Consider the following 19300-nt stretch of genomic DNA (forward strand, 5'->3'; position numbering starts at 1 on the left):
TGTTAGGATTTATAAGCAGAGAGCCCTGATATATTTTGCCCTTTTGCCAATAAGGAGAATAGAGGAAGTAGATCAGAGACCAATGCTTTTTCTTGCTGTACGCGTTGCTTCCAGCCTAAATCCTGTTCTCTAAATAGTTCTGAAAGCTGTTCGGCGTCAAAAATCATTCGGTCTAAAACTGATTGGATGAATGAATTAAGGGTTTCCGGAATAATTCCATACCGCAGGGCAATCTCTTCGATGCGTCGTCTCATCTTCCGATTTTTGAACTGCTGATAGCTTTCGCTAACCTCATTCACAGTAAGACCATTAACAACCTCTAATTGATTTATATAGTCGAGAATATCCTCCTGTTCTTCCATCAGATTACTGTGCGAAGCCACCAAACGAACCAGCTCTTCTTTTGTGAGTTCTTGCTGGCTTGGAGTTTGATTAGTAAAGCGAGAAATCAGCCCCATGATATAATCATAGTCGATCATAGCAGAGGAGAAAAGGACAAACTCAAAGTCTATATCCTCCGGATTAACCCCATCACCGGTATTGGGTGCATAATCGGATGACGGATCTTTCTGATTTTCACGAAGGGTACGAGCAGTCTCAAGGTAAGCTGTCCTAAAAGCATTCAAATCCTCCTTAGGCAACAAACTCTCTATCTTCTCTTGATCCTCGGGGTCTATGTAGATGTATTGCCCAAGTTGATTGCTCAGTCTTTGAACCTCCTTAAAGTAGTCTACAAACTCAGCCTTAGCGGTATCTCCTAATAAATTAGCCACCTCTTCCGGTTTCGGGTCTAATCCCTTGGATTCCATAAACTGAGTGAGGTTATCAATCGCTTGTTCGTACTTTACAACGACCTCGTGAGCCGGTTCGACAAGCCATATAGTAGGATCCGGCATCTCCTCTTTAAGACCAGAAAATAGACGAACAGCATCGTCTACAGACGACATCTGAGAGCGAAAATCCAGTATCTTCCCAAATTTTTTGGTCTCATTTAGTATGCGATTAGTACGAGAAAAAGCCTGAATAAGACCATGATATTTGAGTTCTTTATCAACGTAGAGGATGCCCAGGTATTTGGAGTCAAAGCCCGTTAGGAGCATATCCACGACGATAGTTACATCTATCTTCTGGTCACGGGGATATTCACTCCATTTTTGATCTTTGATGCGCTTCTGTACATCTTGGTAATAGGCATCAAATTCAGAAATACTGTGTGCAACGCCATAACGCTCATTATAGTCCGAAATAATCCCCTCTAAGGCTGCTTTTTTACTATTTGGATCGACCAAATTATCTGCTTTTTCTTGCTCTAAGTCCTCTTGCAATTGCTCCACATCTTTATTCCCCTCAGCGGGCGGAGAGAACACGCAAGCGATGTTCAGAGGCACAAAGTCAGGATTCTTTGCCCAATGTTCATCTTGTACCTCCTTAAATAACTGATAGTACTCAATAGCATCATTGATACTACTCGTTGCAAAAATGGCGTTGAAGCGTCTAAAAAAAGATATGGCATCATGCTTGGCAAGAATTTCTTCGATAACTGCCTTCTTGGTCACTTGTCCATAAGTACCATTTGACTGATCATTGGGTCGATAGTAGTCTACGTTAAATCGCAAAACATTCTTATCCTCAATGGCATTCGTGATCGTATAGGAGTGTAGAAGCTTCTGAAAGACATCTTCTGTTGTTAGCTTAGAAGCCTCTTGACCTTCAATTTTGACTTGCACTGCATTCTCTCCAAATATCGGTGTTCCCGTAAAACCAAAGAGTTGTGCTTTCGGGAAAAAGGCTTTGATCGCTTTATGATTCTCTCCAAACTGAGATCTATGGCATTCGTCAAAGATGAAAACAATCCGTTTATCAGAAAGAGGCTTAAGACGCTCTTGATAGTTCCTCTTATTTTTAGGGTCAAGGGCTATGCCTAACTTCTGTATGGTTGTTACTATAACCTTATCCGCATAGTCCGAAGATTCCAGCCTTTTTACAAGTGTCTCTGTATTCGTATTCTCCTCAACACACCCCTGCTGAAACTTATTGAATTCATCTCGCGTTTGACGATCTAAATCCTTTCTATCCACGACAAAAAGGCATTTCTCTATATTAGGATTGTCTTTAAGAATAGTAGATGCCTTAAATGAGGTAAGCGTTTTACCTGATCCTGTAGTATGCCAGATATATCCGTTACCACGATTTTCCTCAATACACTTGACAATGGCTTGGACTGCATAAATTTGGTACGGACGCATGATTAGAAGCTTACGTTCGCTTGCGACTAGTACCATGTATCGACTGATGAGTTCTCCCAAAGTACATTTCGCAAGCATTCTTGTCGCAAAACTGTGCAGGTGCATTATTTTGTGATTATTCTCATCTGCTAAATGGTATATCGGCAAATATTGTTCTTTAGCATCAAATCGGAATTCCTTAGCATTATTATTGGCGAAGTAACTCGTTTCTGCCTCATTACTCACGATAAATAACTGCATGAATGCAAGCAGGGTATTGGCATAGCCATTTCCCACATCATTTTTATAATTGACAATCTGCTGTATCGCCGTTCGAGGTGATACTTTATGAGCCTTCAATTCTATTTGTACAAGAGGAAGCCCATTGATAAGGATTATAACATCATAGCGATGATGACTGCTATGTGTATTGATGCGTAACTGATTGATTACTTCATAGTCATTCCTGCACCAATCTTTGATATTGACAAGGGTGTAGTACAAAGGGGTGCCATCCTCTCTCAAGAAAAGATTGCGTTCACGCAGCAACCGAGAAGACTCATACACATCCGGCGTGGCAGGAATAATCTCAGAAAGAAGGCGCTCAAACTCCCGATCTGTCAGTATGACGCCATTGAGTTGCTCAAACTTCTTACGAAAATTGGCTTCCAAAGTTGCCCGATCTTTGATATCTGACCGATGAATATATTTAAGGCTTACGAGGCGCTTAATTAATCTTTCCTCTATTTGCTGTTCGGCTACCGTATACATCTGCATCTGAGTCTATTGTTGACGATTACTATTTCTCATCTCGTTCCATTGGTACAGGACCACATTCCGAACCGAAGAGTTCGAATACTTTATTGACCTTATCAAGGCGAAGCGTAGTTTTACCCTGCTCCAGTTCACGCACAAAGCGTAGCCCAACTCCTGCTTTTTCGGAGAGGTCCACCTGTGTCAATCTATATTTCTTACGCATCTTTTTTACATACTGTGCTATGATTGTCCTTGCTTCCATACTGAGTTAATTTATACCTTATCAATAGCAAATATAATAAGAAATACTCAATCATACCCCCTTTCGGGGATAAAACGCAAAAGAAAGATTAAATTATACCCAATAGGGAGTATATTAATACTTTTCTAGTGTTATACTATTAGAAATGCACCAAATAGGTACATATGAATTTGGCAGTTGTTGCAAATTTTGCAACAGTTGAACTTTCAACTAGCTCTCCCTCTGCAAAGATGTTTTTTATATGCCTTGAAATTGTTGACTTGTCTCGGTCAAATAGATCCGCCATCTGGTTGAGGGACAGCCAAACAGTATCGTCTTCAAGCTGAACCGATAGCTCCGCAAGTCCATCAGCACTTCTATATATGATTACTTCGCCTTTATTCATCTGATTGGGGTCTTTTTGCGATACTTTGCTCTATTTGCCGAAGTTCCGTCAGTTCTCTTTGTTCTTCTTCCATTAGAGCCAGTTCTTTACGGCGGAGATTAAATGCTTCGTACTCTTGATCTACTTTGGCTTTCATCTGGGCATTGGAAACGGCACCACTACCTTTGAGAAGGTCTTTATTTTGGAAACTCAAGAGGGCATCAACATTATTCCGCCAATAGTCTAAAGTCAGGTCTTTTCGCTCTTTCACCCTTAATTCTGCAGAATCCAAGAAGAGCACTGTGAGCTGATTTAGGGTCTCTATCTCCTCCTGCTTTAGGTAGTTCTTAGCGGTGTATATATCTTGCTTTCTGACCACAGAGCCTTTCCAAGAAGTTAGAGCCATATTGGGTGCGTTGGCATCCGCACGACTCACAACTATTTCAGCAGCCGTTTGCTGAGTAACTGCATAAAGGAGTTTATTCTGAGTTTCTGCGACGAACTTCTGCGTTGACTTGTCACTCTTATCGTAGTCGCTACTCAATGCGAGCAAGTCCCTAACCTTTTGATAAAAACGCTTTTCACTAGCACGAATATCACGTATCCGCTCAAGAAGTTCATCAAAATAGTCTGGTCTTCCATCAGGATTCTTTAAGCGGTCGTCATCCATGACAAACCCCTTAATCATATACTCCTTAAGGTTGTGATTTGCCCATCTCCTAAATTGCGTGCCCCTCTTGCTCCGCACTCGGAATCCTATGGCTAATACCATATCAAGGGCGTAGAAAGTTACCTGATAATTCTTCCCGTCTGAGGCAGTTGTTAAGTAATCCTTAACAACTGAATCTTCTGCCAACTCTCCTTCTTTCAGTATATTAGATATATGCATACTGATATTGGGAACAGAGGTGGCAAAAAGTTCTGCCATCTGGTTTTGGTTCATCCAGATATTGCCATCCTTAGCATAAAGAGTTACTCTTGCTTTGCCATCATCAGTATTGTATATGATAATCTGATTCTCTTCCGCCTGCATCATGGTATTAGTTCCTTCCCTCCACAATAGCATTGTACTATAAACTTATCTACACTCCTCATCCTTCACAAATATACCCAATTCACACTACTTGCAGTTGATTATGGAAGAAACTTAGCTGAGAAAAGGCAGGTTAATACTTGATACGGAAGTAGTCGAGGAGTGCTTTGTATTGGTCTTGGGCAGTAAGGCAGGTATCGATGAGGTAGCCTGGTGTCTGTTCCCATAGATCCAAGCCACGGTAGTAAAACATCTTGAGTTCGTCTGTGATGATAAAGGGGACTATGCCATGAGCTAAGCACTCCTTGAACATTATCAAGCGCCCTACTCTACCATTACCATCTTGAAAAGGGTGGATAGCTTCAAACTGATAGTGGAAGTCAAGAATATCTTCAAACGCTATTTCTTTGCTCTTATATTCTTTGAGTAGTCCTTGAATAGCAGAGACCACCTCTTCAGGGGCAACAGCCTCTTTTCCGCCCAATTCATTGGGCAGACGTTTATAATCACCGACGGCAAACCACGACCGACTTGCATCTGTAGTACCAATCTTGAGAAGCGAGTGTAATTTCTTTATCATGCTTTCAGTCAATGGCTCATCAGCATGCTCAATGATGAAGTCAATACAGCGGAAATGGTTGGTGGTCTCAATTATATCATCGACCTTAATGACCTCGTCAGTAACACCGATCGTATTGGTCTCAAAGATATAGCGTGTTTGCTCTTTGGTAAGACGGCTCCCCTCTATATGATTGGAGTTGTAGGTCAAGTCAATTTGTGTACGGTGGTATATGCCTCCTTTGAGCCTGCTTTCCATCTGTTCACGTAAAGCATCCAAAAGGGGCGAAGCCTTAGACTTCTTCCTTTGTGGCAAAGGAGCATCCGCAGGGATACTCCATGTCTTGCCGATCAATTGAGCCCCAGCAATCTTTCCTTGGACACAATAGTTTCTGACTGTCCTTTCTGCTAAACCATGAGCTGCAGAATATTCCTTCACAGAGATAAATTCCATATCCACCATCGCTTAGTACTATTCCAATGCAAATACACCCCTTTCTTGCCGTTATCGGCAAGAAATATTGCGTGCATTTTTTAGTATTGGGGGAAGCCATATATTTATTCTTTATTTTTATTTATTGTCTGACGCAATAGATTAAATACATAATCAATTTCAACATCGTTTTTCAATGGAAAACGAACTTCATAAGCTCCATTTCCCCAATGTCCAACTTCTGATACATCACGAGTAATACCTTCAGGATCTTTAAGTGTTCCTTTTTTGGCATTTAGAAATAGCCTTATGCCCTTGTTTTGCATAACAATATCACAAAACACCTTTCCACCAATCTTGAAACCAATAGTCTTCTTTTTAGGATATATAGTAATATCTTCTCCAAAAGACAGCAAGAATTCCTTAATTTCAGCGTACATATTAAGAAAGTCATCTTCAACATTCTCTAGATGATCCTGTTCGCTATACACTTTTATCTCCTTACTTACGGTTGTTATTGTCTCGCTATTTGAGACGGTTTTAATACTTTCTTTGCTTGAACGATTCACAATCTGTTCAAACGAAAGAGTATCATTTGTAAAGCGTTTGATTTCCCATAGCTCAATAGGCAAATCCTTAAAATTAATTGCTTCTTTTTGATACGTTGTAAAATTAGGGGAAATAAACAACACTTTTGACTGAGACCAATCCACATCATTTCGTTTGAGTGTACTAGACTTTGATTCGTTATACTCCAAAATGAATTCCGCCTTGTTATTCAACATCAAAGATAAGTAAGCATAACCTTGGTCGATTACACTAAAATTCTTATCCCTTTTGTACTCTAATATTACGAAAGACTTTTTCTCCAAGTCAAACGCCAAAGAATCAATACGGAAAGAACCAATGGAAAATTCAGTTTTGATAAAATCAAGCCCCAGCAATTCTTGAAGGTTCTTTTCAACTATGTTTTGAATTTCTTTCTCTAGCTTAAACGGCTTCTCTTTTATAAGAGTAAGTTGCTCATTGAATATCTTATATGTTGACATATTTTCTCCCAATTAAAAGTTCATATTATACTGCGTAATCCGTCCATTATATTCCGATGCACTCTATTCACCTATCAGACAATCAGTCTCTTAACGTTTTAATCGGTACACGGAGACTTTTCACCAACGCCCCACAAATGCAGACTTCTGCAAGACAAGCACATCGCACTTGTACCGCACCCGCTTTTTGTACCCGAAATGTACCCCTATTTCTACCATTCAACTTTGTCGGAAAATTGTGCCACTATTGAAAACCAACGCATTACACTTTCTCCACAAAAAAAAGTACGGCACACCTGCCCGCTTGCAAATATACCACTTTCCCGTCATTTCCCTCCTTTTGTATCTACTTCAATACTAGCTAATAACAATATAATTAATAACGTCTTGTATACAATAATCTAGAATAAACTTTAATTCTTTATTTTATATAATACTAGCAAGAAGACAAAAGAGTTTATAGATCAGAATTCCTATTATGACTGGTGGGAATTTAGTAAATTTGAGAAAATTATTGTCTATTGTACTTTTGTAATAAGGAGAGAAAAATGATTGAGTTATTAATATGGCGAAAAGCCAAATTAAAAAGCAAAAGAGTATTGAGGAGACACTCTGGGAGTCAACGAATATACTGCGTGGCTCGCGATTGAGCTATCGGAAAATAGGTAATGATTCCCAACCATCACAAAATATCACTAAGGCACTCATCTTGAGTGCCTTTTGTTTTACCCGAAACACTCGTTTGTAATCTTTATAGCGATACTATCCCAGGAAGTAGCCTTTCTCTGATCCAGAAAGGTGAGTAGCCTCTGATGAGACCTTTGAAAGTTTCGAAAAATGGGGTATCGATATTCTGAATAACGTAATCAATACAACGGAAATGATTAGTTGTTTCAATAACATCATCTACCCTAATTGCTTCATCAGTAAGCCCTATCGTATTGGTCTCAAAGATATAGCGTGTTTGCTCTTTTGTAAGTCGACTCCCCTCTATATGATTAGAGTTGTATGTCAAGTCTATTTGTGTACGATGGTATATACCACCTTTGAGCTTTGTATCCATCTGCTCACGTAAAGCTTCCAAAAGGGGAGAAGCCTTCTTCGTTTTACGTAGTGGCAATAGAGCATCAGCAGGGATACTCCATGTCTTACCAATCAATTGAGCCCCCATAATCTTGCCTTGAACACAATAGTTACTTACAGTTCTTTCGGCCAAACCATGAGCAGCAGCATAATCCTTTACAGAGATAAATTCCATATACACCATCGTCCAATACTAATCTTATGCAAAGACATCCATTTCTTGCCGATATCGGCAAGAAATGGCAGTTGTTCCTATTGTGCCCAGTCATCCTTAGAGCAAAAGGCTTCATTCTGCCCTTCTTGACCTCATCAATACCACCGACAAAGCTCTTCTCCTATATGCCCTAATTTTACTCAGGCGAGCGCTTTCTTTGGCTCGCGCGAGCAGAGAAATTTATTCCTAGGAATAAAAATATTTATCTGTACAAATAAATTTATTTATTCCTAGGAATAAATTTGCATACTATGGCGAGACAATTTGTGTCCGATGGCAACTAGCGTTTTATGGAAGGGCGAGGGGCATTGTTGGAGCGCTAGAAGAGCTAGTGGGCGCCCTCTTGCTACTTGTAGCTAAATTTGTATCTTTGTGGATATTATATAATAATGTAGGAGATAGATGGGTGCAGTACTCGAAAGCATAGGAAAGTATGTGGCGTTGCTCGGGGAGGTATTTAAGCGTCCCCAGCGTATGCGTATGTTCTCTCGGGAGCTTGTGCGTGAGATTTATGTCCAAGGGGTTGGCTCTATCTGGATTGTATTTCTTGTCTCCTTTTTTATCGGTGCCGTACTGACGATGCAGTTAGGTATCAATATGAGCCACCCTTTGATTCCAAAGTTTACTATAGGTTATGCCGCTCGTGAGATCGTGATTCTAGAATTCTCGAGTACGATTATGTGCATGATACTTGCCGGCAAATGTGGAAGTAGTATCGCTAGCCAGATAGGCACAATGCGTATCACGGAACAGCTAGATGCCATGGATATCATGGGGGTAAATGCTGCGAACTATGTGATCCTCCCCAAGATTGTGGGGATGATGCTCTTTGTGCCCATCCTCGTATTGATAAGTATCATGGTGGGGATAGGGGGTGGCTATCTCGCTTGTCTTGTATCGCCCAATATCCCTATCAGTGAGTTCGAGGCAGGATTGCAGCTCACATTTAAGCCCTACAATGTGTTTTACTCTATCGTGAAGAGTGTGGTATATGTCTTCTTCATATCCTCTCTGGCTTCCTATTTCGGCTACTTCGTGAAAGGTGGAGCGCTAGAGGTAGGGCGTGCGAGCACTCAGGCGGTGGTGATGAGCAATGCGGCTATCCTAGTAGTAGACTTAGTACTCACCCAATTAATGCTCGTATAGGTATGATAGAGGTACATAATCTGCATAAGAGTTTCGGGGAAAAAGAGGTGCTGAAGGGGGTGAATACGACCTTCAAGCCTGGGGAGTGCTCTCTTATCATTGGCAAGTCGGGTGTAGGGAAAACGGTATTGATGAAGTGCGTGGTGGGGCTCGAGACCCCTACAAGTGGCGAGGTGCTCTATGATGGTAGGGACCTACACCAGATGTCGCCACGGGAGACCCGTAAGCTGAGGCAAGAGGTGGGCATGCTCTTTCAGAACTCAGCGCTCTTTGATAGCATGAATGTCTTTGAGAATGTGCTCTATCCGCTCGATATGTTTTCCATGATGAAGCGGGGCATGAGGCTAGATAGAGCGAAAGAGTGCCTAAGGCGGGTGCAGCTCTATGACGCTCGCTACAAGTATCCTGGGGAGATAAGCGGAGGTATGAAGAAGAGGGTAGCTATTGCGCGTGCTATTGCCCTTGGGCCTAAGTACCTATTTTGTGACGAGCCTTCGAGTGGACTAGATCCTGAGACCTCGAAGCTCATCGACCAATTGCTTAAGGAGATTACTCGGGAGGGTATGATAACGACGATTGTGAATACGCATGACATGAACTCGGTAGCTAATATTGGCGATCATGTGCTATTCGTGAATGGCGGTAATATATGGTGGGAAGGGAAAGGTACAGAGATTGAAAATTCAGGAGACGAGGTATTGAAGAACTTCGTCTTTATCAGCAAATTGTAAAGTATATATATGGAGAAGGAAGTAAAGGGTGTCGGTGAAGTGGCACAAGAGAAGTCACTTAATTTTATAGAGCAGATAGTGGAGGAGGATCTACGCAATGGCTTAAATGATGGGCGTATTCAGACTCGCTTCCCACCCGAACCTAACGGATACTTGCATATCGGGCACGCCAAGGCGGTTTGTATAGACTTTGGTATCGCTCAGAAGTACAACGGTGTCTGTAATCTCCGTTTTGACGATACCAATCCTGTGAAGGAGGATACGGAGTATGTCGATGCAATAGAGGCGGATATCAAGTGGTTGGGATTTGAGTGGGGTAGTGTATATTATGCTTCGGACTACTTCCAGCAGCTTTATGACTTCGCTGTACGCCTGATAAAGGAGGGTCGTGCCTATGTCGATGAGCAGAGTTCGGAGCAGATAGCAGCGCAGAAGGGTACTCCTACTCAGCCAGGTGAGGATAGCCCTTACCGCAATCGTCCGATAAGTGAGAGCTTAGAGCTATTCGAGAAGATGCGCCATGGCGAGATTGCTGAGGGCGCTATGGTATTGCGTGCCAAGATAGATATGGGGCACTCCAATATGCACTTCCGCGATCCTATTATCTATCGAATTATTCACCACCCTCACCACCGTACGGGCAGGGACTGGAGTGTATACCCTATGTATGACTTCGCCCATGGTCAGAGCGATTACTTCGAGGGGGTTACACACTCTATCTGTACGCTGGAGTTTGTGGTGCACCGTCCGTTGTATGATTATTTTGTAGAGCTTCTCAAGGCGGATGAATATAGACCTCATCAGTATGAGTTCAACCGCCTCAATCTCACCTACACTATGATGAGTAAGCGCAAGCTTATGGAACTGGTGAGGAGAGGTCTGGTACATGGATGGGACGACCCTCGTATGCCTACGCTGGTAGGGTTGCGTCGTAGAGGTTATACCCCTAGGAGTATCCGCAACTTCGTAGATATGATTGGCTATACCAAGTACGATGGTACGATAGATATGGCTATGCTAGAAAGTGCTGCTAGGGAGGATCTCAATAAGGTATCGAACCGAGCAGCAGTGGTGATGGATCCCGTGAAGCTCGTGATTACCAATTATCCCGAGGGACAGGTGGAGATGATGTCGGTAGTGAATAATCCTGAAGCTGAGGCGGTGGAGAAGCACGAGATTGCCTTTACCCGTGAGCTATGGATAGAGCGTGAGGACTTTATGGAGGATGCTCCTAAGAAGTACTTCCGCCTTACCCCTGGGCAGGAGGTGCGTCTGCGTGGTGCCTATATCATCCAGTGCACAGGATGCAAGAAGGATGAGGAGGGCAATGTAGTAGAGGTATATGCTACCTGTGATATGGAGAGCAAGACCGGTATGGTCAATGCCAATCGTAAGGTGAAGGGAACCATCCACTGGGTGAGCACTGAGCATGCGCTACCAGTGGAGCTGAGGATGTATGACCGCCTATTTATGGCGGAAGACCCTGCATCGGCAGATGCTGAGGACTTGGCAGACCTCCTCAATCCCAATAGTGAGGTGATTATCCCAACGGCTTATGCCGAGGAGTGGCTAAGGGATGCTCAGCCTGAGGATCACTTCCAATTTGTACGTAAGGGCTATTTCGCTTGCGACAAAGATTCGACCAAGGATAAGCTCGTATTTAATCAGACTGTAGGTCTGCGCGATACTTGGGCAAAGGAGAAGAATAAGTAATACATAGAAGGATATGAAGAATAAACTAATACTAGGGATAATCGCTGTGGCGATACTCCTCGGGCTAGGTTCGCCAGAGGCGTCGGCACAGACAAAGAACCGCTCGGGCGTCATCGACGAGGTGGCGTGGATTGTGGGCGATGAGGCGATCTTACTCTCCGATATTGAGCGTCAGAGACTGTACTACGAGTCTATGGGGCAGCACTTCGAAGGGGATGCACGTTGCCTTATTCCCGAGCAGATGGCGATACAGAAGCTATTTCTGAACCAAGCTCAGATAGATAGTATCTATCCTAATGAAGCGATGGTGAACCAGGCGGTGAACCAATGGATAGAGATGGTCACTAATGAACTCGGTAGCCGTGAGAAGGTAGAGGAGTATCTGGGGCTCAATATGGCGCAGATACGTGCCGACCGTCGGAAGGTGGTGTCGGAGGAGTCTGTAGTGATGCAGATGAGGCAGAAGCTGGTGGGGGATATCCAGGTGGCGCCATCGGAGGTCAACCGTTTCTATGACACGGTGAATAAGGATAGCCTGCCCTTTATGCCACAGACAGTGGAGGTACAGATAGTGACCCAGCTGCCTAATGTGCCTCTGAGCGAGGTGGATCGTGTGAAGCAGCAACTCATCGAGTATACCGAGAAGGTAAATAAGGGTGAGATGTCGTTCGAGACACTTGCGCGTATCTACTCGGAAGATAGCAATACCGCACTTAAGGGCGGTGAGATTGGCTTTGTTGGACGCTCGGAACTAGAGCCAGAGTTTGCCAATGTTGCCTTTGGTTTGCAGAATAAGGACAAAGTGTCGCGTATCGTGAAGACGGCAAAGGGCTATCATATCATGCAATTGATAGATAAGCGTGGCGACCAAGTTAATGTCCGCCATATCATGCTTCGACCTAAGGTGGCTAATGACGACCTTATCGCTACTACCAGTAGAATGGACTCTATCGCTCATCTCATAAGTGTGGATAGCCTGCCTTTCGATGTCGCTGCCCGTATGTACTCTTACGATGAGGACACCCGCCTAGGTAATGGACAGATGGTCAATACCAATGAACAGAGCCAGTACTACGGTACTTCGCGCTTTACGATGGAGGACCTTCCACAGGAAGTCTCTGCTCAGATTGCCAAGCTGCAGGAAGGCGAGGTGTCACAGCCATTCACCATGTTGGACAAGAATAAGAATACTGTAGTGGCACTTGTGCTACTAAAGCGCCGTGCGCCAGGTCACCGAGCCAATGTTGTGGATGACTATCAGATTATCAAAAACATCGTGCTCCAAAAGAAGCAGAACGACACGCTCAATGAGTGGATACAGAAGAAACAGAAGACCACTTACGTAAGTATTAGTCCTGAGTATCGCCAATGCAAGTTTCAGTACCCCGGGTGGTTGGCGGAGTAGTCTTAGGACTACTATTCACCATCTTCGTTACTCGTGCTATGAATAGCAAAGGGTTGGTTACCTCTGTAGCCAACCCCTTTGCCGTGGATACCGCTACTAAGAAAACTGCCAATGGCAAGGAGCGTATCTTCATAGAGAATGTAGACGTATGGAGGTTCGACCAAGCTATCGATAGCCAAGCGCAATTGCTTGTGGGTAATGTCGTGCTCCGGCACAACAACGCCTATATGTACTGTGATAGCGCTAAGCTATTCCAAGAGCAGAATAGGTTTGAAGGCTACAACAATGTCCGTATCGTACAGGGCGACTCTTTGGAGATTACCTGCAACTATATCGACTACGACGGCACCACCATGGTATCCCGACTGAGGGAGTTCGTAGTGATGAAGCATGGCGACAATACCCTATACACCGATAGCCTCGATTATGATAGAGTCTCTGGACTAGGGTACTACTTCGATTCGGGCTCTATCACCGATACGCTAAATGTCCTGAGCTCCATCTACGGAGAGTACGACACCAAAACGAAGAAAGCGGTATTCCAGGACGAGGTAGTACTGGATAACCCCAACTTCAAGCTCTATACCGATATCCTCCATTACGATACCGAGACTAAGCTAGCCAATATCACAAGCCCTTCTCGTATTGTAGGCGATAGCGGGGTAATACTCACCTCGCGAGGTACTTATGATACTGCTAATGATCTTGCCTACCTTATGAATGGCCCCGTAATAGAGTCGGGCACTCGCTGGATGACGGGAGACTCTATCTTCTATGACCGTGGTGCGCAAAGGGCGGAAATATATGGGCACATCAATATGAAGGATACCGCTGATCAGGTAGCGCTCAGGGGCAATTATGCCGAATACCACGAAGAGACATCTTATGGCTATGCTACCGACAGTGCGTATATGGCTGAGTATTCTGGCGAAGACACTCTATACGTCCATGCTCACATATTAGAGATGATTAAGGTCGATAGCGTCTCTAACCTGATTAAGGGACGAGGGAATGCGCGTCTCTATCGTGAAGATATGCAAGCGGTATCGGATTCTATCCTCTATTATTCTGCCGATTCAGTGATGCACTGGGTAGGGCATCCATTTGTATGGAGTGGCAAGTCTCAGGTAACGGGTGATAGTCTCTCTATCTATATTAAGAATGGTGCTGTAGACTATGCCCATATCCGCGAAAATGCCTACCTGTCCAATAAGGTAGATGATAAAGAACACTACAATCAGATGCGTGGGCGAGAAGTCCTCGCCTACTTCTCCGATAACAAGCTTGACTCTGTATGGACTCGGGGTAACGCTGAGGTCATCTACTACAGTCTAAACCAAGATAGTGTACCAACCGAGCATATCAAGTCGCAGAGTAGTGCTATCCTGATGCAGTTCGAGAAAGAAGAGATATCGCTTATCAAACTACTCGACCGTACCGTAGGTACCATGACTCCTATAATCTTATTGGATCATAGTCAGCTCTTCTACCCTGGATTCGTGTGGTTTCCCGAAGGGCGTCCTACTAGTTTCTTAGATATCTTCCGCACTACCCCTAAGCCCAATGTCAATACTTCACAGCCGGCTGATGGACAACAACCTCAGGCAGAAGCGCCTCCTTCGGAATTAGCACCCAGGGCATCGGTAGCCGAAGCAGCAGCCGAAGCACCTCCACTAGAAGTTAAGGCTAAACCCTAGTTTTACACCCCACTGACCTCTTGAAAAAGAGGTAAGTGGGGTTAATCTTCTATAGACATCCACCCTAAGTGCCCTGAAAATATTCTCCAGACCGAACCCTACCTCTCCATAGAAGTCCTTACTCATCTCCTGCGAGTGGGTCGGGAGCAAGAACAGCTCCTCACCTCCCTCTTGCCTATTCTTCTTGGTCAGATTGCCGTACATCATGTTGGCAGTCAACACACCCCTTAGTCCCAGATGCTTTACCCATGGGATGCGGTCAAATACCAACCCTCTCATGTGATACTCAAGAAAGGCAGTTCCCCATTCATCAGCCACAAACTCTAGAGGGTTGAGGAGGTTAAACGAATTATTCCTATGCAATATATCGCTATTAGTTGGTGGCGTATAGAGGATAGGGTAAGGCACAGCGCTCCATATCTTACCTATGCTGAGCTGGTAGTCCAACCTTCCCCACTTCCCCATCCATAGTCTTTGTTCCATACTCAGCTCCGTGCGCTGCCTATTATAGTCGCCTCCAAATTGCTTTGAAGCCCATTCGTGCTTAAGCCTATACACAGGCACTTCTCGCTGTATCCTAGAGTCGTGGTGGTGCCTCTGCATAGAGCCCTCAAATATCCTCTCACTTGGCGACCACCGAAGCTCTACACCCACCACGGCGTCCCGTATCTCCGACAGCTTCTGTATCGAACCATCCCCATTAATCCTCACATACTCCAGATTACCCTGAGGTTTATCTTGGAAGTAGTTGGCATACACATTGAGTGATAGGTCTGGGCTGAAATCATTAAGGTACCGTATAGAGTAGGTCTTCCTATACGACCGAGAGGCGAGGTAAGAGACCCCCACATCGTAGAGGATATTGGTGCGATCGGTATTCTCAATCACCTGCCCTGGTACATTGAGGTCATACTTATGGTTAAGCGAAATCTCGTGCCTAGGGTACTCTTCTTTGAAGTAGCGCTTCGGGTGGAAGGAGTGGGTATAGGTGATACCATACTTCCACCGCTCATCTCTAAAGCCATACGCTGCATAGCCTTCTATAAAGTGCATCCGAGAGAAGAAGCCTGTGGTTCTCCCCCCGAGCGTGAGCCTGAGTCCCTCCACTCCATTGTAATACACCATCTCATCGATAGGACCAATATCGAAGTGGCTTCCACCATACACCTTGCTATAGTCCCACCCCGTACGTAGATAGTTAAGCCCTATCATATCCGCTACCTCTAGCACAAAGCGTTGCCACGATAGCTTCCTAAACTCATCCATAAAGTGGCGCAAGCCCTCATCGGTAGCAATCAGTTTCTTCGCCTTAAGTTGGGACATCAGCAACTGAGACCGCTCATCATTAGTGAGGTCTTGGTACTGTTTCAAGGCGTAGACGAGTGTGCTATCCGGTTGCTCGTACTCGTAATCACTGTACTTCCTATTGTGCTCCACATAGGCTGAGAACATCTTTAGGAATAGCTTCATATCTGCAGTCAAACGCTCTTCTACCAAGTGCCAATGCCCATTTTGCTCTCCGTACCACTGCTGTACCTGTAGCTGTTCCACGAAGTTGACATTGGTCATCTTGGGGAATACCAATACCGCCTGTAGTAGATGAGGCTCCTCTCCAGAGGCTATCTGTAGCCGTCCTGTAAAGCTCGGGGCATGTGGATTTCTTGGGATAAATTCTACGATCTGCGCTATCTTGCCATGCGCAATAATGGTATCGGTTAGGTAGAAACGATAGTTCTGCCTCGCCTTAGCGCCTAGAGGTGTAGGGAACTCCGTCTGTAGCATCCTCACCTTAGGGTCGAAGAGGTCTAGCTCGGGCAGAAGCTCCTCTAGCCTTATCGTATTGGTGCCATCATTGAAGTTTTGATCAATACCCATTAGGTTGCTATAGACCACAGCCTCATTGGTCTTACCCTGCTTGGCGTTATAGCCCTTGAGAGTCACCTTCACCCTCTTTGAGAGAGGCAACACTGCCGAGCCATCCATCTTGGAGTAGCTCAGGTATTGCCCGAAGAAAGGTGCTACCTTCGAGAGAACCGTCTCCCACTTATCCATACCCGCCAGCGAGAGCGATAGTTGATCTACTTGCTGGTAGCTGTGGTTGCTCTGGTACTTGCGCCGTTGACGCTCAAGCTCTGAAACCCTCTCTATAAGAGCTACAGCAGGATTATCCTCTTGGTACTTAGCTTTGTCGCCTATGACCGTGAGCACAGGCATCATGATTGGTTGGCGCTCATCGTTAGGGGTCTGGGCAAAGGTGTGTTGCCAACAAAATAGGAGCACAAGCCCGCATATTATGATGCCCCAACGACTCATCGCTTATCCCCTTCCCGTCTTAGTGATTATTGTACCTATCTTGCTCAGCTCTATGAAGTTGGGACTGAGAAATTGCTGCAACTGGTCTGTATCCACATTGGCAATCATCTCGCCACGGTAGGCAATAGATATCTCACCTCTCTCCTCGCTAATAATGATTACCTTGGCATCCGTTGCTTGCGACATCCCTAGCCCCGAACGGTGCCTAAGCCCCATCTCCTTGGGAAGGTCTTGCCCCTGCGCTACTGGCAAAATACATGCAGCAGCTACAATCGTGTAGTCTCGGATAATCATAGCGCCATCGTGCAAAGGAGCATTCTTGAAGAATATATTCTCCATCAAGCGAGAGTTGACCTTGGCATTGATAATCTCGCCCGTGTGGATGTATTGCTCCAAACTCGTCTCTTGCTCAATCACTATGAGCGCTCCAGTCTTTTTCCTCGCCATATTGGCACAGGCAAAAGAGATCATTCCGATAAAGCTCTGCCCTCGGCTTGTAGAGGCATCCTTGTCCGTCCTGAATAGCTTCCGGAAGAAACGCCACCTCTGAGTACTACCCAGTACATTTAGGAACCGCTTGATATCGTCTTGGAAGATAATGACAATCACCACGATACCCACACTGAATAGAGCGTCTAGGATACCCCCCAATAGGCGCATCCTCAGGAGTTGCGATGTGACTACCCATATTACGATAAGTGCGATGATACCACCGAAGAGCGTGCCACTACCACTCTTCCTCAGCACATCGTACACGTAGTAGAGTAGTAGCCCTACTAGTACGATATCCAAAAGGTCCTTAAACGAAAATACCAGCCAGTCCATGCTTACTCAGGATAGTGATTGGCTCCCCTCCCTTTAGGGCGGGAGCGCACATCACGGTTCATTGTTTATTACTTCTTCTTCAGTAGGTTTACCATCTTCATTGCCTCCCATGCCTCACGGACATCATGCACACGGAGGAAGTGAGCTCCTTCGAGTAGCGCAAAAGTGTTCAGCACAGTGGTGCCATTGAGCGCATCGGCAGGAGTGGTACCGAAATAGCGGTAGATCATACTCTTTCTACTAATCCCTACATACAGAGGATAGTCTAGAGCCCTAAACTTCCCGAGGTCGCTCATCAGTTCGTAGTTTTGCTCCGTGGTCTTGCTGAAGCCAAAGCCTGGATCCAGCATGATATTCTCCTTGCGTACACCCAGCTCCCTCAGCTTCTCTATCGTAACCAATAGCTCTTCTATTACCCCATCAGCTACATTCCCTTTGTACTCGCAAAGGCTTTGCATCGTCGTGGGCGTACCACGCATATGCATCAGTATATAAGGTACATTTAGTTCGGCGATGGTTCGTAGCATCTCAGGGTCGATAAGCCCGCCCGAAACATCGTTAATGACGTCAGCCCCACCGATTTCTACCGACTTGCGTGCCACCTCAGCGACAAAGGTGTCCACGCTCACAGGGATGTCGGGGTAGTCTTTCTGCAGTATCTCCAGTACACCACTCACACGGCGCCACTCCTCCTCGGGTGTCACCTCAGCCGCATCAGGTCTACTACTATAGCCCCCCACGTCTACCATGGTGCCCCCCTCCTGTATAATCTCCTCTATACGATCGTGTATAGCGCGCTCGCCAGCGATCCTACTGCCCGAGTAGAAAGAGTCTGGAGTATGGTTTAGGATACCGACAATCATCGGCTCCTCCGTTAAGTTGTAAGCCTTCCCCCTAAAGTTCATCACCACGTCTTGCATATCTGCTGTCCCCTAGTTTAGTAATTTAATTCTTACAAATGTACCCAAAAACTCCCGATATATCGAACTAAGTCTACCGCTATCCTATATCATTTCGAGGCATTGTGGTGCCGCTACACCTAAGCTATTACCTTGATAATCAACCTTTATTATAGGTCTGAAAACCCTGCGATAGCGAGCAGCTATTTCGGAGACGGCGAGGGGGCAAATTTATTCCTAGAGATAAATAAATTTATTTGTACAGATAAATATTTTTATTCCTAGAGAAAAATAAATTTATTCCTAGGAATAAATTTTGCTACTTGCGCGCCCTAGATTCCGCAAAGTATAGATCGGCGCTGTTGGGGGTAGTATTTGGGGGTACTTTGGGGTGCTCTTTGCTGTATTTTGGGAGGTGTTTGGCTGTTTTGGAGATTGGTCTTTGTCTTTTTTATCTATTTATAAGCTACTGAATACCACAATTATTGTAAATGGGTACACTTTGGGACACGAGATTGCCAGCGGGCTATTTGGTTAGCTCGCTACTGAATGTTTCCAATTGTTTGTTTCCCTCTCCTCTCCCTCTCCTTTTTG

At 44.8% G+C, this 19300-nt stretch carries 15 protein-coding genes and 1 pseudogene; 6 read left to right on the top strand and 10 right to left on the bottom strand.

Going from position 1 to position 19300, the window contains the following annotated elements; translation table 11 throughout:
- Window positions 1-2: 2 nt before the first annotated feature.
- The 7 genes and pseudogenes from A3GG_RS0103910 to A3GG_RS11790 form a co-directional block, all read right to left on the bottom strand.
- Window positions 3-3002, bottom strand: coding sequence for a type I restriction endonuclease subunit R (locus tag A3GG_RS0103910; RefSeq protein WP_018358015.1), 3000 nt, complete (start codon window positions 3000-3002; stop codon window positions 3-5).
- 22 nt (window positions 3003-3024) lie between these two features.
- Window positions 3025-3243, bottom strand: a complete 219-nt coding sequence (locus A3GG_RS0103915) for a helix-turn-helix transcriptional regulator (RefSeq protein WP_018358016.1) — start codon at window positions 3241-3243, stop codon at window positions 3025-3027.
- Window positions 3244-3382: 139 nt separating this feature from the next.
- Window positions 3383-3628 (bottom strand): virulence RhuM family protein, encoded by a 246-nt coding sequence (locus A3GG_RS0103920; RefSeq protein ID WP_018358017.1) that lies wholly within the window; start codon window positions 3626-3628, stop codon window positions 3383-3385.
- A complete protein-coding gene (locus tag A3GG_RS0103925) occupies window positions 3621-4643 on the bottom strand; it encodes a virulence RhuM family protein (protein ID WP_156808667.1) in 1023 nt (340 codons plus the stop codon). Before A3GG_RS0103925 ends, A3GG_RS0103920 begins: the two co-directional genes overlap by 8 nt.
- A gap of 130 nt (window positions 4644-4773) precedes the next feature.
- Window positions 4774-5652, bottom strand: a complete 879-nt coding sequence (locus A3GG_RS0103930) for a Fic family protein (protein WP_026215605.1) — start codon at window positions 5650-5652, stop codon at window positions 4774-4776.
- Window positions 5653-5756: 104 nt separating this feature from the next.
- Entirely contained in the window at window positions 5757-6680 is a 924-nt protein-coding gene (locus A3GG_RS0103935) for a DUF5655 domain-containing protein (protein WP_018358020.1), read from the bottom strand.
- Between the two features lie 829 nt (window positions 6681-7509).
- Window positions 7510-7938: pseudogene (locus tag A3GG_RS11790) on the bottom strand (cell filamentation protein Fic); the annotation flags it as partial.
- 26 nt (window positions 7939-7964) lie between these two features.
- On the opposite strand from A3GG_RS11790, the gene A3GG_RS13600 reads away from it, so the two are divergent.
- The 6 genes from A3GG_RS13600 (at window position 7965) to A3GG_RS0103965 (ending at window position 14669) form a co-directional block, all read left to right on the top strand.
- Window positions 7965-8111 carry a hypothetical protein gene (locus A3GG_RS13600; RefSeq protein ID WP_169333147.1) on the top strand — a complete coding sequence of 49 codons (147 nt, stop codon included), beginning with the start codon at window positions 7965-7967 and terminating at the stop codon, window positions 8109-8111.
- 268 nt (window positions 8112-8379) lie between these two features.
- Window positions 8380-9123 carry an MlaE family ABC transporter permease gene (locus A3GG_RS0103945; RefSeq protein ID WP_018358021.1) on the top strand — a complete coding sequence of 248 codons (744 nt, stop codon included), beginning with the start codon at window positions 8380-8382 and terminating at the stop codon, window positions 9121-9123.
- 2 nt (window positions 9124-9125) lie between these two features.
- Complete coding sequence (locus A3GG_RS0103950; RefSeq protein WP_018358022.1) at window positions 9126-9854, top strand: ABC transporter ATP-binding protein; 729 nt, start codon at window positions 9126-9128, stop codon at window positions 9852-9854.
- Window positions 9855-9863: 9 nt separating this feature from the next.
- Window positions 9864-11567, top strand: coding sequence for a glutamine--tRNA ligase/YqeY domain fusion protein (locus A3GG_RS0103955; protein ID WP_018358023.1), 1704 nt, complete (start codon window positions 9864-9866; stop codon window positions 11565-11567).
- Between the two features lie 13 nt (window positions 11568-11580).
- Window positions 11581-12972 (top strand): peptidylprolyl isomerase, encoded by a 1392-nt coding sequence (locus A3GG_RS0103960; protein ID WP_018358024.1) that lies wholly within the window; start codon window positions 11581-11583, stop codon window positions 12970-12972.
- Complete coding sequence (locus A3GG_RS0103965; protein ID WP_240704021.1) at window positions 12936-14669, top strand: OstA-like protein; 1734 nt, start codon at window positions 12936-12938, stop codon at window positions 14667-14669. The genes A3GG_RS0103960 and A3GG_RS0103965 overlap by 37 nt, the downstream gene beginning before the upstream one ends.
- Here the strand turns inward: A3GG_RS0103965 and A3GG_RS0103970 are convergent.
- From A3GG_RS0103970 to folP, 3 genes are all read right to left on the bottom strand, one after another.
- Window positions 14646-16982 (bottom strand): DUF5686 family protein, encoded by a 2337-nt coding sequence (locus A3GG_RS0103970; protein ID WP_018358026.1) that lies wholly within the window; start codon window positions 16980-16982, stop codon window positions 14646-14648. The two genes, A3GG_RS0103965 and A3GG_RS0103970, sit on opposite strands and share 24 nt — an antisense overlap.
- 3 nt (window positions 16983-16985) lie before the next feature.
- Window positions 16986-17807 (bottom strand): diadenylate cyclase CdaA, encoded by an 822-nt coding sequence (gene cdaA / locus A3GG_RS0103975; protein ID WP_018358027.1) that lies wholly within the window; start codon window positions 17805-17807, stop codon window positions 16986-16988.
- A 68-nt stretch (window positions 17808-17875) separates the two neighbouring features.
- The gene (folP, locus tag A3GG_RS0103980) at window positions 17876-18727 is read right to left on the bottom strand and encodes a dihydropteroate synthase (protein WP_018358028.1); all 852 of its coding nucleotides are present in this window, start codon (window positions 18725-18727) and stop codon (window positions 17876-17878) included.
- Window positions 18728-19300: the final 573 nt, after the last annotated feature.

Source organism: Porphyromonas levii DSM 23370, assembly GCF_000379925.1.
GTDB classification, from domain to species: Bacteria; Bacteroidota; Bacteroidia; order Bacteroidales; family Porphyromonadaceae; genus Porphyromonas_A; species Porphyromonas_A levii.